The organism is Cupriavidus pampae, from assembly GCF_914271485.1.
In the GTDB taxonomy this organism is placed as follows: Bacteria; Pseudomonadota; Gammaproteobacteria; order Burkholderiales; family Burkholderiaceae; genus Cupriavidus; species Cupriavidus pampae.
The window spans coordinates 250,459-266,279 of the sequence record NZ_CAJZAG010000009.1 but is presented as its reverse complement, the minus strand read 5'-3'; the positions used below and the strand labels follow the sequence as shown (position 1 = coordinate 266,279).

14 protein-coding genes are annotated in these 15,821 nt (G+C 63.9%); 12 read left to right on the top strand and 2 right to left on the bottom strand.

The features are described from left to right. The first annotated feature begins 20 nt into the window (after positions 1-20). The 11 genes from LDO41_RS23420 to LDO41_RS23370 all read left to right on the top strand — a co-directional run bounded on the left by LDO41_RS23420 (position 21) and on the right by LDO41_RS23370 (position 11,711). Complete coding sequence (locus LDO41_RS23420) at positions 21-842, top strand: phosphatidate cytidylyltransferase (protein ID WP_223992566.1); 822 nt, start codon at positions 21-23, stop codon at positions 840-842. Positions 843-863: 21 nt separating this feature from the next. Continuing rightward, positions 864-2,039: a 1-deoxy-D-xylulose-5-phosphate reductoisomerase gene (ispC, locus tag LDO41_RS23415; RefSeq protein WP_223992564.1), complete on the top strand. Its 1,176-nt coding sequence runs from the start codon at positions 864-866 to the stop codon at positions 2,037-2,039. 45 nt (positions 2,040-2,084) lie between these two features. After that, a complete protein-coding gene (gene rseP, locus LDO41_RS23410) occupies positions 2,085-3,479 on the top strand; it encodes an RIP metalloprotease RseP (RefSeq protein ID WP_223992563.1) in 1,395 nt (464 codons plus the stop codon). A 156-nt stretch (positions 3,480-3,635) separates the two neighbouring features. After that, complete coding sequence (bamA, locus tag LDO41_RS23405; RefSeq protein ID WP_223992828.1) at positions 3,636-5,915, top strand: outer membrane protein assembly factor BamA; 2,280 nt, start codon at positions 3,636-3,638, stop codon at positions 5,913-5,915. A 21-nt stretch (positions 5,916-5,936) separates the two neighbouring features. Continuing rightward, positions 5,937-6,473, top strand: coding sequence for an OmpH family outer membrane protein (locus LDO41_RS23400; RefSeq protein ID WP_223992561.1), 537 nt, complete (start codon positions 5,937-5,939; stop codon positions 6,471-6,473). Positions 6,474-6,535: 62 nt separating this feature from the next. Next, positions 6,536-7,639, top strand: a complete 1,104-nt coding sequence (gene lpxD, locus LDO41_RS23395; RefSeq protein WP_223992559.1) for a UDP-3-O-(3-hydroxymyristoyl)glucosamine N-acyltransferase — start codon at positions 6,536-6,538, stop codon at positions 7,637-7,639. Then, a complete protein-coding gene (gene fabZ / locus LDO41_RS23390) occupies positions 7,636-8,088 on the top strand; it encodes a 3-hydroxyacyl-ACP dehydratase FabZ (protein ID WP_223992557.1) in 453 nt (150 codons plus the stop codon). The genes lpxD and fabZ overlap by 4 nt, the downstream gene beginning before the upstream one ends. Before the next feature lie 87 nt (positions 8,089-8,175). Next, positions 8,176-8,979, top strand: a complete 804-nt coding sequence (lpxA, locus tag LDO41_RS23385) for an acyl-ACP--UDP-N-acetylglucosamine O-acyltransferase (RefSeq protein WP_223992549.1) — start codon at positions 8,176-8,178, stop codon at positions 8,977-8,979. Between the two features lie 57 nt (positions 8,980-9,036). Continuing rightward, a complete protein-coding gene (gene lpxB / locus LDO41_RS23380; protein WP_223992821.1) occupies positions 9,037-10,236 on the top strand; it encodes a lipid-A-disaccharide synthase in 1,200 nt (399 codons plus the stop codon). After that, on the top strand, positions 10,236-10,916 hold the full coding sequence (rnhB, locus tag LDO41_RS23375) for a ribonuclease HII (RefSeq protein WP_223992547.1): 681 nt from the start codon (positions 10,236-10,238) through the stop codon (positions 10,914-10,916). Before lpxB ends, rnhB begins: the two co-directional genes overlap by 1 nt. Before the next feature lie 15 nt (positions 10,917-10,931). Then, positions 10,932-11,711: a TrmH family RNA methyltransferase gene (locus LDO41_RS23370; RefSeq protein WP_223992545.1), complete on the top strand. Its 780-nt coding sequence runs from the start codon at positions 10,932-10,934 to the stop codon at positions 11,709-11,711. Positions 11,712-11,715: 4 nt separating this feature from the next. Here LDO41_RS23370 and LDO41_RS23365 read toward each other — a convergent pair whose 3' ends face one another. After that, entirely contained in the window at positions 11,716-12,189 is a 474-nt protein-coding gene (locus LDO41_RS23365; RefSeq protein WP_223992543.1) for a hypothetical protein, read from the bottom strand. Positions 12,190-12,265: 76 nt separating this feature from the next. Then, on the bottom strand, positions 12,266-13,171 hold the full coding sequence (ppsR, locus tag LDO41_RS23360) for a posphoenolpyruvate synthetase regulatory kinase/phosphorylase PpsR (protein WP_223992540.1): 906 nt from the start codon (positions 13,169-13,171) through the stop codon (positions 12,266-12,268). A 246-nt stretch (positions 13,172-13,417) separates the two neighbouring features. Between ppsR and ppsA the strand changes: the two genes are divergently transcribed. Further along, entirely contained in the window at positions 13,418-15,811 is a 2,394-nt protein-coding gene (gene ppsA, locus LDO41_RS23355; RefSeq protein ID WP_223992538.1) for a phosphoenolpyruvate synthase, read from the top strand. The last annotated feature ends 10 nt before the right edge of the window (positions 15,812-15,821 follow it).

Sequence of the window (15,821 nt, the reverse complement as noted above, 5' to 3'; positions counted from 1 at the left end):
TTCAAGGGACACCGCAGCGCATGCTCATTACCCGCGTCATCACCGCCGTCTGCCTGCTGCTGCTGATCCTGCCGATCCTGTTTCTGGCACCGCCGGTGGCGCTGGCCGCGCTGATTGCGCTGATCGTGCTGCTCGCCGGCTGGGAGTTCGGCCGCCTGATCGGCCTGCGTCGCGGCATGCCGTACGCCTATGCCGTGGTGTGCCTGCTGGTATTGCTGGTCTGGGACGCCGCGCCCGATCCGCGCGCCGTGGAGGTGCTGCTGCTGGCGGCGGTAGTCGCCTGGGGCGTGGCGCTGATCCTGCTGGCGCGAGGTGTGCGCACGGCCACGCCGGGTTTTACCGGGCTGGGTGCGATTCTCGGCATTATCATGCTGCCGGCGTTCGGTCATGCGGTCATGGTGCTGCGCGGGCAGGGCATCGCGGTGCTGCTGTCGGTGGCGGTACTGGTCTGGGTGGCCGATATCGGCGCATATTTCGTGGGCAAGGCCATTGGCCGCCGCAAGCTCGCGCCGACGATCAGTCCAGGCAAGTCATGGGAAGGCGCCATCGGCGGCTGGGTCTTTGTGATGGCGCTCGGCCTCGGCCTGGCAATCACGCATGCCTTTGCACCGACGTGGTTCTCCGCGCTGGCCGACCGTCATGGCCTGGGCGTGGTGGCGGTGCTGACGACGGTGCTGGTGGCCGCGAGCGTGATTGGCGATTTGTTCGAATCGCTGCTCAAGCGGCAGGTGGGCATGAAGGACAGCAGTGGCCTGCTGCCTGGGCACGGTGGCGTGCTCGACCGCATCGACGCGCTGATTCCCGTATTTCCGCTGGCGGCGCTGCTGCTGGCGTGGCTGTGATCCTTATCTGAACTGGCTTCTATGCAACGCATCACCATTCTCGGCGCAACCGGATCCATTGGCGAAAGCACGCTTGACGTCGTGCGCCGTCATCCGGACCGCTACACGGTTCACGCGCTGTCAGCGCATCGTCAGGTCGACAAGCTTGCGGCCGCCTGCGTCGAATTTCGTCCGGCACGGGCCGTGATGGGCAGCCCCGAAGCCGCGCGCGAACTCGAGGGCCTGCTGCGCAAGGCCGGGGTCAACACCGAAGTCAGTTACGGCCCCGAAGCGCTCGAATCGGTCGCTGCCGACGACGCTACCGACGCCGTCATGGCCGCCATCGTTGGCGCCGCGGGTCTGCGTTCGTCGCTGGCGGCGGCGCGCGCGGGCAAGCGCGTATTGCTCGCCAACAAGGAATCGCTCGTGATGTCGGGCGGCATCTTCATGGACGCGGTGCGCGAGCATGGCGCCACGCTGCTGCCGATCGACAGCGAGCACAACGCGATCTTCCAGTGCCTGCCGACCGACGATCCGCGCTATCGCGCCGGCGTGTCGAAGGTGCTGCTGACCGCGTCGGGCGGGCCGTTCCGTACGCGCGACCCGTCGTCGTTGCACGACATCACGCCGGACCAGGCCTGCGCCCACCCCAAATGGGTGATGGGGCGCAAGATCTCGGTAGATTCGGCGACGATGATGAACAAGGGTCTCGAGGTCATCGAGGCCCACTGGCTGTTCGGTGCGCCCGCGGACAAGATCGAGGTATTGATCCACCCGCAGAGCATCGTGCATTCGATGGTCGCCTACGCCGATGGCTCGGTGCTGGCGCAGCTCGGCAATCCCGATATGCGCACGCCCATCGCCTACGGCATGGCATATCCCGAGCGCATCGACTCGGGCGTGACGCCGCTGGACCTGACTGTTGCGGGCGGCCTGCATTTCGAGACGCCCGATCTGAACCGCTTCCCGTGCCTGGCTCTCGCGTTCGCCGCGCTGCGCGCGGGCGGCGTGGCTCCGGCGGTGCTGAACGCGGCCAACGAGGTGGCGGTGGAAGCGTTCCTGACCGGTGGCGCGCGTTTCACCGATATCGCGCGCGTGGTCGAGGACGTTCTGGCGCAGCCGCATGATGGCTCGGCGGAGTCGATCGAGGGTGTGCTCGTGGCGGATGCCGCCGCGCGCGCGGCCGCGCAACAACTGGTGGCGAGCCTCGCCCGCTGATCTGGCGGCGACGCCAAACCTTGCAGTCTTGACGGATGACATGCCATGCAAACCGTGATCGCATTCATCGTTGCCCTGTGCATACTGATTTTCGTGCACGAGATGGGGCACTACCTGGCGGCGCGCGCCTGCGGCGTCAAGGTGCTGCGTTTTTCGATCGGCTTTGGCCGGCCGCTTGCGCGCTGGGTCTCGAAGGGGCGTGATCGTACCGAGTGGACGCTGGCGGCGATTCCGCTGGGTGGCTACGTCAAGATGCTGGACGAGCGCGAGCGCGATCCGGAGGTCGATGCGCCGATCGACGCGGCCGAGCTGCCGCGCGCGTTCAACCGCCAGCCCGTTGGCAAGCGTTTCATTATCGTGGCCGCTGGCCCGGTGGCCAACTTCCTGCTGGCGATCTTCTTCTATATGGTGCTGTTCGCCGGTGGCATGAGCGAGCCGGTGCCCGTGGTGGCGGCTCCCGCGGCCGGCACGGTGGCGGCCGAGGCCGGCGTGCGCGAGGGCGATCGCGTGCTGTCGCTGACCGCGCATGACAGCACCGAGGCGGTGCGCTCGTGGAACGATCTGCGCATGGCCGTTTTCTCAAACGGATTCGACGATGCCCAGGCGGTGCTGCGCGTGCGCGGCGCCGACGGTGCCGAGCGCGACGTGCGGCTCGGGCGTCTGCCCAATACCGGCGGCAACCCGGAGCAGGACCCGCTGGCCACGCTGGGCCTGAACCTCAAGGGTGGGCCCGTCACGGTGGCCGAGGTGCTGCCGGACAGCGCCGCGCAACGTGGCGGTCTGCGCGCGGGCGATCAGGTGGTGGCGTTTCAGGGCAAGCCGCTGACGCAGGCCAGCGAGCTGATTCGCGCGGTGCGCGCGCAGCCGGGCCAGCCGGTGGTACTCGGCGTAGAGCGCGATGGCAAACGGCTGGAGGTCCCGGTCACGCTGGACACCGCGCCTGGCGAGACACCGAAAAATGGCGGGGCGGCCGTTCCCGCCGGCAAGCTTGGCGCGGCGCTGAGCCAGGCCGTGCAGACCGAGATCGTGCGTTATCCGCTGTGGCAGGCCACTGGCCGCGCCGCGGCGCAGGTCTGGAACACCAGCGTGCTGTCGCTGAAGCTGCTTGGAAAGATGCTGATCGGCGAGGCTTCGCTGCAGAACCTCAGCGGTCCGCTGACCGTGGCCGACTACGCCGGACGCGCGGCCAATCTCGGATGGCAGCCGTTCATCAGCTTTCTGGCACTCGTCAGTGTCAGCCTCGGTGTACTGAATTTGTTACCTATTCCGGTTCTGGATGGGGGGCATTTGCTGTATTATTGCGTGGAATTTTTGACTGGCAGGCCCGTACCAGATCACTGGCAGGCGACGTTGCAGAAGGTCGGCATCGCCTGCATCTTGCTCCTGACCTCACTCGCTTTGTTCAATGACGTCAGCCGACTGTTCCTGGCGCGCGGCTAGCTGCGCACGGGCCGGGGCGTTGGTACGCAAAGCGTTGATAGGCAGGACAGCGACAAAATCGACAGCGACGATTAGTCGGGCGCCTACATATTCCGGCATCGAATTGAGAGAGAGAGGGGATCGACATTGATCAGAAATAAGCGCATCTCGCTGGGCATGCTGACGAGTGCGATTATCGCGGCCTGGAGCCCATTGGGCTTCGCCGCCGATCCGTTCGTAGTCAAGGACATTCGCGTCGAGGGTCTGCAGCGCGTCGAGCCGGGCACCGTTTTTGGCTATCTTCCGGTCCGCGTCGGCGAAACCTTCACCGATGACAAGGGCGCCGATGCCATTCGCGCGCTCTACAACACGGGCTTCTTCAAGGACGTCCAGATCCGTGCCGAGGACGGCGTGCTGGTGGTGCAGGTGGAGGAACGCCCCGCCATCTCGCAGCTCGAGTTCGTCGGGATCAAGGAATTCGACAAGGACACGCTGCGCCGTTCGCTGCGCGCAGTGGGCGTGGCCGAAGCGCGTTACTACGACAAGGCACTGATCGACAAGGCGGAGCAGGAGCTCAAGCGCCAGTACGTCGCACGCGGTTACTACGCGGCCGACGTGCAGACGACCGTGACGCCTGTGGACCGCAACCGCGTGTCGGTGGTGTTCAATGTCGACGAAGGTCCGGTTGCCAAGATCCGTCAGATCAATATCGTCGGTAACAAGGCATTCAAGGAAAGCACGCTGCGCGACGAGATGCAGCTGTCGACGCCGAACTGGTTGTCCTGGTACACGAAGAACGATCTCTATTCCAAGCAGAAGCTGACGGCCGACCTGGAAGCGCTGCGCTCGTATTACCTGAACCGCGGTTACCTCGAGTTCCAGATCGAATCGACGCAGGTGTCGATCACGCCGGACAAGAAGGACATCTACCTGACGCTGAACATCAAGGAAGGCGATCAGTACAAAGTGTCCGACATCCGCCTGGCCGGCGAACTGCTCGGCAAGCAGGAGGAAATGGAAAAGCTGCTGCAGCTCAAGAAGGGCGATATCTTCTCGTCCGAAAAGCTGACCGCGAGCACCAAGGCCATTACCGATCTGCTGGGCACGTACGGCTACGCGTTCACCACGATCAATCCGCAGCCGAACATCGACCAGGGCAAGCGCGAAGTCGCGCTGACGCTGATGGTCGATCCGGGTCGCCGTGTCTATGTGCGCCGCGTGAACGTAGTCGGCAATAGCAAGACGCGTGACGAAGTGGTGCGTCGCGAGATGCGCCAGATGGAAAGCTCGTGGTTCGACAGCGAGAAGCTCACGCAGTCGCAGGCACGTATCAACCGGACCGGCTACTTCACCGACACCAACATCACCACCGAGGACGTGCCAGGCGCGCCCGACCAGGTCGATGTCAACGTGAACGTGACCGAGAAGCCGACCGGCCAGATCAGCCTGGGCCTGGGTTTCTCCTCGACCGACAAGCTCGTGCTGCAGGCCGGCCTGCGGCAGGACAACGTGTTCGGCTCGGGTACCAGCCTCGGCCTCGATGTGAACACCTCGAAGTCGTTCCGCACGATCTCGCTGACGCAGTACGACCCGTATTTCACGGTGGACGGCATCAGCCGCTCGACCGATATCTACTATCGTACGGCGCGTCCGCTGTATTACACCGGTGACCAGGACTACAAGATCGTCACCGCGGGTGGCGGCTTCAAGTTCGGCGTGCCGTTCTCGGAAATCGACACCGTGTTCTTCGGTATCGGCTACGAGCGCACGCAGGTTTATACGTCGACGAACACGCCGACGCAGTATCAGGAATGGCTGCGCAAGGTCGGCAAGAGCAGCGGCGATCCGATCAACAACTTCCCGTTCACGATCGGCTGGGCACGTGATCGCCGCGACAGCGCGTTGATCCCGACCAAGGGTCCGTACACGCAGGCCAACCTGGAAGTGGGCGTGCCGGGCGGCGATACGCAGTACTATCGCGCCAGCTTCCAGCAGCAGTACTTCTACCCGCTGTCGAAGGCCTTTACGCTGGCGTTCAACGGCGAGTTTGCCTACGGCCACGGTTACGGTGACACGCCGTTCCCGGTGTTCAAGTACTTCTATGCCGGTGGTATCGGCTCGGTACGTGGCTACCAGACCAGCACGCTGGGTCCGAAGGACCAGAACGGCAACCCGGTGGGTGGCGCGTCCAAGCTTATCGGTAACGTCGAGTTCGTGTTCCCGCTGCCCGGTTCGGGTGTGGATCGCACGCTGCGGCTGTTCACGTTCTTCGACTTCGGTAACGTGTATCAGGAAGGTGCTCCGATCCGGGTCAGCGACCTCAAGTATTCGACCGGTCTCGGTATGTCGTGGCTGTCCCCGATCGGCCCGCTCAAGGTCAGCGTCGGCTTCCCGCTCAAGAAGGACGACAATGACAAGGTCCAGCGCTTCCAGTTCCAGATTGGTACCGCGTTCTGATTGCGACAAAGGATTCGTTTCATGAAACTCCATTCCCCACTGATGAAATCCCTGAGCGCGGCCGCGCTGGCCGCTGCGGCCCTGTGCGCGGCAGCCCCGGCGATGGCTCAGGAGGCGCGCATTGCCGCGGTCAACTCGGAGCGCATCCTGCGCGATTCGCAGCCGGCCAAGGCCGCGCAGGTGAAGCTCGAGCAGGAATTCTCCAAGCGTGACCGCGAACTGCAGGACATGGCCCAGAAGATCAAGGGCATGGCCGACAAGCTCGACAAGGACACCGCGGTGCTCGCGGACTCGGATCGCCAGCGCCGTCAGCGCGAAGTGGCTGACCTCGATCGCGAGTTCCAGCGCAAGCAGCGCGAGTTCCGCGAAGACCTGAACCAGCGCCGTAACGAGGAGCTGGCCCAGGTGCTCGAGCGCGCCAACCGTGTGATTCGCAGCATCGCCGAGCAGCGCAAGTACGACCTGATCGTGCAGGAAGCGGTGTACGTGAATCCGCGCATCGACATCACCGATGACGTGATGAAGGCGCTCAACGCGGCCACCGCGGGCGCCAAGTAAGCCCGTCGGCCAGCCCGCTCGTTACGCTGTCGATTCGACGTTTTATTTCAGGAAGTACCGCCATGCAGACACCCACACTGGGGCAGCTCGCCACCGAGAACGGCGCGCAGGTTGTGGGTGATCCCGACCTGTCCGTTGCCGGCCTCGCGCCGCTCGACCAGGCCGGTCCCGGCGACCTGTCATTCCTTTCCAATCCGCTGTACCTTGCGCAGGCTGTGGCGTCCGGTGCGGGGGCGATCATCGTGTCGCCCGCTGACCTTGAGCGTATTCGCGCGGAAGGTCACGCCGACGGCCGTAACTGGCTGGTGGCGCGCAACCCGTACGTATGCTTCGCGCGCGTAGCACAGCGGTTCGATCGCGCCAACGCGGATACCCGGACTGGCATCGATCCCCGCGCCAGCGTGGCGGCCGATGCGATCGTGCCGGCATCGTGCTTTATCGGCCCGAATGTCGTCATCGAAGCGGGTGCGCGGTTGGGCGAGCGCGTGCGCATCGTCGGCAACAGCTTTGTCGGTATGAATGCGGAGATCGGCGACGATACGCTGATTTACGCGAATGTATCGGTATATCATCGCTGCATAGTAGGTAAGCGCAATATTTTGCATAGCGGCGCGGTGATCGGCGCGGACGGTTTCGGCTTTGCGCCGGACATCGGCGCGGCTGGCGTGGCTTACGTGAAGATTCCGCAGACCGGCCGTGCGGTGCTTGGCGACGACGTGGAAGTCGGCGCCAATACCGCCATCGACCGTGGCGCGATGTCCGATACAGTGATCGAGGAAGGTTGCAAGCTCGACAACCAGGTCCAGATTGCGCATAACGTAAGGGTCGGCGCGCATACCGTGATCGCGGGTTGCGCCGCGATCGCGGGCAGTACCCGGGTTGGCCGCTTCTGCGTGATCGGCGGATCGGCCAATTTTGCCGGTCACCTGACCATTGCTGACCGGACCACGATTTCGGGCGGTACCTCGATCACGAAGTCGATCAGCAAGCCTGGCGGCCATTTCACCAGCGTGTTCCCGTTCCTGCCGCATGGCGAATGGGAACGCAATGCCGCCATCGTACGCGGGCTCGCGAAGCTTCGCGAAAGGGTGATCCAGCTGGAGCGCCGTCTGCGCGGCCAGGCCCCGGATCCCGCCCCAACACAAGACCAAGAGAAATCATCATGAACGCATCCGACATCGACATTCGCAAGATCCTGAAGCTGCTGCCGCATCGGTATCCGATCCTGCTCGTCGACCGTGTGCTCGAACTCGAGCCGCAGAAGCGGATCAAGACGCTCAAGAACGTCACCATCAACGAGCCGTACTTCGTGGGCCACTTCCCGGAGCAGCCGGTGATGCCTGGCGTCATGATCCTGGAGGCGCTCGCCCAGTCCGCCGGACTGCTGACGTTCGGCGCGGACATGGAGCGCAAGGAAGGCTCGCTGTACTACTTCGTCGGTATCGACGGCGCGCGCTTCAAGCGCGTGGTGTACCCGGGTGATCAGTTGCACCTGAACGTGACCGTGGAGCGCTATATCCGCGGCATCTGGAAGTTCAAGGCCAACGCCACCGTGGATGGCGAGATCGCCTGCGAGGCCGAGCTCATGTGCACGGTCAAGCAGGCCGACGCCTGAGCCGCGCCTGATTTTCGCGCTCATCTCGCCTGCCGGGCCGGTCCCGGCATGGCTGCTATACACGCATCAGACCACAGGACAGGACGTATGACGCAAATCCATCCCACCGCACTGGTCGACCCGAAGGCAGAGCTTGCCGCTGACGTGACCGTCGGCCCGTTTTCCATCGTCGGACCGAACGTGAGGATTGGCAGCGGTACCCGGATCGGCTCGCATACCACCGTCGAAGGCCATACCACCGTGGGCGAGGGCAACCGTATCGGTCCCTACGCTTCGATCGGTGGCACGCCGCAGGACATGAAGTACGCCAACGAGCCGACGCGGCTCGAGATTGGCGATCGCAACACGATTCGCGAATTCACCACGATCCATACCGGCACGGTGCAGGACCGCGGGCTGACCCGCCTGGGCAATGACAACTGGATCATGGCCTACGTGCATATCGCGCATGACTGCGATGTCGGCAACAACGTGGTGTTCTCCAGCAATGCGCAGATCGCGGGCCATGTGCAGGTTGGCGATTGGGCCATCCTCGGCGGCATGAGCGGCGTGCATCAGTTCGTTCGTATCGGCGCGCACGCGTTCCTCGGCGGCGCCTCGGCGCTCGTGCAGGATATTCCGCCGTTCGTGATCGCGGCCAGCGACAAGGGTGGCAACAAGGCGACCCCGCATGGCGTCAACGTCGAGGGGCTGCGCCGCCGCGGCTTCGACGCGGGCCAGATTGCCGGGCTGCGTCAGGCGTACAAGCTGCTTTACAAGTCGGATCTGAACTTCGACGACGCGCGCAATGAAATCGCGGCGCTGCTCGCGCAATCGGACGCCACGACGGCCGAGCCGCTGCGCCGGCTGGCCGATTTTCTGGCCACCACCCAGCGCGGCATCGTTCGCTAAGCCGAGCGCATCATGGTCGATGCCACCGTGGGGGTCGAGATGCCCGGGAAATCCGCGATGCAGGCGGTTGAACAAGTCACCGAGCAGGGCGCCAGACAGGGTGCCAAACGCGGGACCGTCGCGATGGTGGCCGGAGAAGCTTCCGGCGACCTGCTGGCGTCGTTATTGCTCGAGGGGCTGCACGCGCGGCTCGGCGAGTCGGTGGACTTTGCCGGCATCGGCGGCCGCCGCATGATGGAGCAGGGGTTCGTCTCACACTGGCCGATGGAGACGCTCTCCGTCAATGGCTACGTCGAGGTGCTCGGCTCGCTGCGCGAAATCCTCGCCACGCGGCGTGCGATTCGCGAGCGGCTGCTTGCGCAGCCGCCGCTGTGTTTTATCGGCGTGGACGCGCCCGATTTCAATTTTGGTCTGGAAGTGCCGCTGCGCCGCGCGGGTATTCCGGTCGTGCATTTCGTCAGCCCGTCGATCTGGGCCTGGCGTGGCGGCCGTATCCGCACCATCGCGCGCGCGGTGGACCACATCCTCTGCCTGTTTCCGTTCGAACCCGAGATCTATGCGCGCGCGGGCATTCCCGCGACGTATGTCGGCCATCCGCTGGCCGACGTGATTCCGATGGTGCCGGACGTGGCCGGCGCGCGTACCAAGCTCGGCCTGCCCGACGACAAGCGTGTGGTCGCGGTACTCCCGGGCAGCCGGCAGTCGGAGGTCAGGAACCTCGGTGCCACGTTCTTCGCGGCGATGGCGCGCATGCATCGCATGGACGGCAATCTCGCGTTCGTGGTGCCCGCGGCCAGTCCGCCGCTGCGCGCGATCATCGAGTCGCATGCCCTGGACCATCCGGAACTCGACGTCACGATCGTCGATGGCCAGTCGCACCTGGCGATGGAAGCCGCCGACGTCGTGTTGCTCGCGAGCGGTACCGCCACATTGGAAGCGGCGCTGTACAAGAAGCCGATGGTGATCTCGTACAAGGTGCCCTGGCTGACCGCGCAGATCATGAAGCGGCAGGGTTATTTGCCTTACGTGGGCCTGCCGAATATCCTTTCAGGACGCTTCGTCGTGCCAGAGTTGCTGCAGGACGATGCCACGCCTGAAGCGCTCGCGCGCGAGACGCTGCTGCAGCTGAACGACGAGGGCAATATCGCGTTCCTGCGCGAGCATTTCACCGCCATGCACGAGACTCTCAAGCGCAATACCGCGTCGATCGCGGCCGATGTCGTGGTCGACCTCATGCATCAACGGAGCGTTCGCTGATGCCGCGCGCCAAATCACCGTCGCCGCAACTGGGCCTCGAGCTTACGCAGACCGTTGCCGTCGTGCAGCGGCTGTGCGGTGTGGACGAGGCCGGCCGTGGCCCGCTGGCGGGCCCGGTCTACGCGGCGGCCGTGGTGCTGGACCCCGCGCGCCAGATTCGCGGCCTGGCCGATTCGAAGATTCTCAGCGCGGAAAAGCGCGAGACGCTGTACGAACGCATCTGCGAACGCGCCCTGGGCTGGCATATCTCGTTTGCCACGGTGGAAGAGATCGACACGCTGAATATTCTGCATGCCTCGATGCTGGCCATGCAGCGCGCGGTGCAGGGACTGGCGGCGAAAGGCGTGATTCCCGACCTCGTGCAGGTGGATGGCAATCGCTGCCCGCAGGTGGCATTTCCGGTCGAGGCGATCGTGAAGGGCGATGCCAAGGTGCGCGCGATCTCGGCCGCGTCGATCCTCGCAAAGGTAGCGCGCGACCGCGAGTTGCACGCGCTGCATCATCAGTATCCGGAGTACGGCTTCGACAGCCATGTGGGGTATCCCACGCCGCAACACCTGGCCGCGCTCGAGCAGTTCGGCGCCACGCCGCATCATCGCCGCACGTTCGCGCCGGTGCGCACTGTGCTGGGCCGCATGGCGGTGGGTGAGGTAGTGGCGCAGGAAGCGCCACCGTTTTGAAAGCGAGGTGATTCGGTGAAGCACATCACATCGCGTGACAACGCGCTGTTCAAGCATCTGAAGGCGCTGACGGGCTCCACTCACCAGCAGCGCAAGGCGGGCCAGTGCGTGCTCGATGGCGTGCACCTCGCGCAGGCCTACGTCGCCGCGCTGGGGCAGCCTGTGCAGTGCGTGCTCGGCGAGCGTCATTACGATCATCCCGAAGTCCGCGCGTTGCGTGATCGCATCGATGAGGCGCACGTGATCGTGTTGGCCGATGCGTTGTTCACGCAGATCGCGCCGGTGGCCAATGGCATCGATCTGCTGCTCGTGATCGACACGCCGGGCGGCCATCTGCCACAGGCGGTCGATACCGACTGCGTGATTCTCGATGGGGTGCAGGATGCCGGCAATGTCGGCTCGATTTTGCGCAGCGCGGCGGCGGCGGGCATTCCGCATGCGTTCCTGACCACCGGCAGCGCTTCGGCCTGGTCGATCAAGACCTTGCGCGCCGGCATGGGCGCGAACTTCCATCTCAATATCGTCGAGCACTGCACGCTCGAGATGCTGGGTGCCCGCTTGCAGGTGCCGCTGCTGGCGACGTCGTCGCACGCGGACGCGGCGGTGTTCGACACCGATCTGCGCACACCGGTGGGCTGGATCGTCGGCAACGAGGGCGCGGGCGTCAGTGCAGGGTGGATGGCACGCGTATCGCGCACGGTCACCATCCCGCAGCCCGGCGGGCTCGAGTCGCTGAATGTAGCGGCGGCCACTGCCGTGTGCCTGTTCGAGGCGGTACGGCAGCGGCGCACGTAGCGGCTTAGCGCAAGCCGCTCCTCGCGGCAGGTCTCGTAAGTTCAACGTGTTTCTCGAGCTTGATGAGCCGTGGTTCCACGGCGTCCAGCCGGCGCTCGCCCTTTTCGAGGTGCTGCTTCACGTGCGTCACCTCGATCTGCAGGCCATCGACCTTGCGATCCACCGCTTCGATCTTGCGATCGAGGGCATCGAGCTTCAGGTCGATCCGCTCGAACTTCTTTTCAATAAGCTCGAACCTCTTGTCGATAAGCTCGAACTTCTTTTCGAGCTTGTCGTCCAGACGGACGAAGGCATCCTTGAGGTCGCGGTTACTGAACTCCACGACAGCAAAGATGGCGGTCAGCGACATGAGGATGCCGCAGAAGATCATGGCGCCAGCCTTGATCGTGTAGTGATCGGGATCGCGCGGCGCGCCGGTGTGGGACATGTCGCTGGCGGACATGGTGGAAGCAAACTGGGACACGATGTTTTTCTCCAATGCACAACAAATCGTTGCCATTGAAATTTGCCACCGTGTCAACCCTCCGAACAGGAGACGATTCTCAAAATGAAGGTCAATAATTGTCGCGATCGACCTTGATCTCCTGCAGGATCGTCGTTGCGATCTCCTCGATCGACTTGTGCGTCGAGGACAGCCACTTGATGCCCTCGCGGCGCATCATCGCCTCGGCCTCGTTCACCTCATAGCGGCAGTTCTCGAGGGCGGCGTACTTGCTGCCGGGACGGCGCTCGTTGCGAATTTCCGTCAGGCGCTGCGGGTCGATCGACAGACCGAATATCTTCGTTTTAAACGCGTAGAGTGCCGACGGCAGCTTGCCGCGTTCGAAGTCGTCCGGAATTAGCGGATAGTTGGCCGCCTTGAGGCCGTACTGCATCGCGAGGTACAGGCTGGTCGGGGTTTTGCCGCTGCGCGACACGCCGACGAGGATCACGTCAGCTTCCTGCAGGTTCTTGTGCGACTGCCCGTCGTCGTGCGCGAGCGAGAAGTTGATCGCCTCGATGCGGTTCTTGTACGCCTCGGTGTCCGCGTTCTGGTGAAAGCGGCCGATCGCATGCGTGGACTTGAGGCCGAGCTCCTTCTCCAGCGGTTCGATGAAGGTCTGGAACATGTCCAGGATCATCGCCTTGGCGCGGCGCAGCGCCTTGTTGGATTCGGCATTGACCAGCGTCGTGAACACGATCGGCTTTACGCCCTCGTTGTAGAACGCTTCGTTGATCTTGCCCACGGCGATATGGGCCTTTTCCGGCGTATCGACGAACGGCATGCGCACCTTGCGGAAGCGCATCTCGAACTGCGCGAGGATCGAGTGGCTGAACGTTTCCGCGGTAATGCCGGTGCCATCGGAGACGATAAAGACCGTACGCACGGCAGGGCGATCAGCCGCGGCGCCGGGAGAGGTTACAGTGGCAGGCGTTGCGGACGCCGGCTGCGGCGCATTGGGCGCTTCCGGAAGGGACATATCGGATCAATTATTTGAAGCCGCCTTTTCGCGAAAGTGCGGTGCGGCACGGTAGAATAGCGGCGATCTTTTGGCTAAGCAATTGCGCGGACGCAAGCGGGACAACGATCTCTGGATCGATTGTCAACAATGTGCGGCGCAGCATTGGATGAGCGCATTGTTCAGCCAAGCGATCGCTCCCGGAAACAGAACTCCAACAACATACCGGGCGACACGAAAGATTTCTTACTTTGTTTTGAGGCTTTCATGACCAACCAGGCCAACCAGGCAATTGCTGATGCCTACGTGCTGCCGTTCGAGCAGCTGCGCATGCACGACGTGGAAATCGTCGGCGGCAAGAACTCGTCGCTGGGCGAGATGATCTCCCAGCTGGCGCAAGCCGGCGTCCGCGTCCCCGGCGGTTTCGCCACCACATCGCTCGCTTTCCGCGACTTTCTCGCGCACAACAACCTGACCGTGCGCATCTCGGAGCGCCTCAAGGCCCTCGACGTCGACGACATCAAGGCACTGACCGAGGCCGGCGCCGAGATTCGCGACTGGGTCGTGCGCGCACCGCTCCAGCCGCGTCTGGAGCAGGAGATTCGCGAGTTCTACGCGACCGTGTCGGCGCGCGAAGGCGCCGAGGCCTCGTTCGCGGTGCGCTCGTCGGCCACGGCCGAGGATCTGCCGGACGCCTCGTTCGCGGGCCAGCAGGAGTCGTACCTCAACGTGAGTGGCATCGACGACGTGCTCGACAAGATCAAGCACGTGTTCGCCTCGCTGTACAACGATCGCGCGATCTCGTACCGCGTGCACAAGGGCTTTGCCCATGACGTGGTGGCACTGTCCGCCGGCGTCCAGCGCATGGTGCGCTCCGACCTCGCGTCCTCGGGCGTGATGTTCACGATCGATACCGAGTCGGGCTTCCCCGACGTGGTCTTCATCACGTCGAGCTACGGCCTGGGCGAAACCGTCGTGCAGGGCGCCGTGAACCCGGACGAGTTCCACGTCTTCAAGCCGACGCTGGCAGCGGGTCACTATCCGATCATCCGTCGCTCGATCGGCTCCAAGCTCATCAAGATGGAATTCACGGCGCCGGGAGAAGCTGGCCGCGTGAAGACCGTCGACGTGCCGCCCGAACTGCGCAACCGCTATTCGATCAGCGACACCGATGTGTCGGAACTGGCGAAGTACGCGGTGATCATCGAGAAGCATTACGGCCGCCCGATGGACATCGAGTGGGGCAAGGACGGCAAGGACGGCAAGATCTACATCCTGCAGGCGCGTCCGGAAACGGTGAAGAGCCAGTCCGCCGGCAAGGCCGAGCAGCGCTTCAAGCTGAAGGGCACGGCACCCGTGCTGACCAGCGGCCGTGCGATCGGCCAGAAGATCGGTACCGGTCCGGTGCGCGTGATCAACGACCCGTCGGAAATGGAACGTGTGCAGCCCGGCGATGTGCTGGTGGCCGACATGACCGATCCGAACTGGGAACCGGTGATGAAGCGCGCGGCGGCGATCGTGACGAACCGTGGCGGCCGTACCTGCCACGCCGCGATCATCGCGCGTGAACTGGGTGTGCCTGCCGTGGTGGGCTGCGGCGACGCAACCGACCTGCTGAAGGACGGCACGCTCGTAACCGTGTCGTGTGCCGAAGGCGACGAGGGCCGCATCTATGACGGCCTGCTCGAGACCGAGGTGACCGAAGTCGAGCGCGGCGAAATGCCCGAGATCGACGTCAAGATCATGATGAACGTGGGCAATCCGCAGCTCGCGTTCGACTTCGCGCAGATCCCGAATCATGGCGTGGGTCTGGCGCGTCTCGAGTTCATCATCAACAACAACATCGGCGTTCACCCGAAGGCGATCCTCGACTATCCGCAGGTCGATGCCGACCTCAAGAAGGCCGTGGAATCGGTGGCCCGTGGCCACGCAAGCCCGCGCGCGTTCTACGTGGACAAGCTGGCCGAAGGCATCGCGACGATTGGCGCGGCGTTCTATCCGAAGACGGTGATCGTGCGTCTGTCGGACTTCAAGTCCAACGAGTACAAGAAGCTGATCGGCGGTTCGCGCTACGAGCCGGACGAGGAAAACCCGATGCTCGGTTTCCGTGGCGCATCGCGTTATATCTCGGAAGACTTTGCCGAAGCGTTCGAGATGGAATGCAAGGCCATGAAGCGCGTCCGCGACGAAATGGGCCTGACCAACGTCGAGATCATGGTGCCGTTCGTGCGGACCCTGAAACAGGCGGAGAAGGTGATCGAGCTGCTGGCCAAGAACGGCCTCAAGCGCGGCGAGAACGGCCTGCGCATCATCATGATGTGCGAAGTGCCGTCCAACGCGATCCTGGCCGAAGAGTTCCTGCAGTACTTCGACGGCTTCTCGATCGGCTCCAACGATCTGACGCAGCTCACGCTGGGCCTCGACCGCGACTCCGGTATGGAGCTGCTGGCAAAGGACTTCGACGAGCGCGATCCGGCCGTGCAGTTCATGCTCGCGCGTGCGATCTCCACGGCGCTGCGTCTGAACAAGTATGTCGGCATCTGCGGTCAGGGCCCTTCGGACCATCCGGACTTCGCCGCCTGGCTGGCCAAGGAAGGCATCAAGTCGATCTCGCTGAATCCTGATTCGGTGGTCGAGACCTGGCGTCAGCTGGCTTCGTAATCTGCGTTGC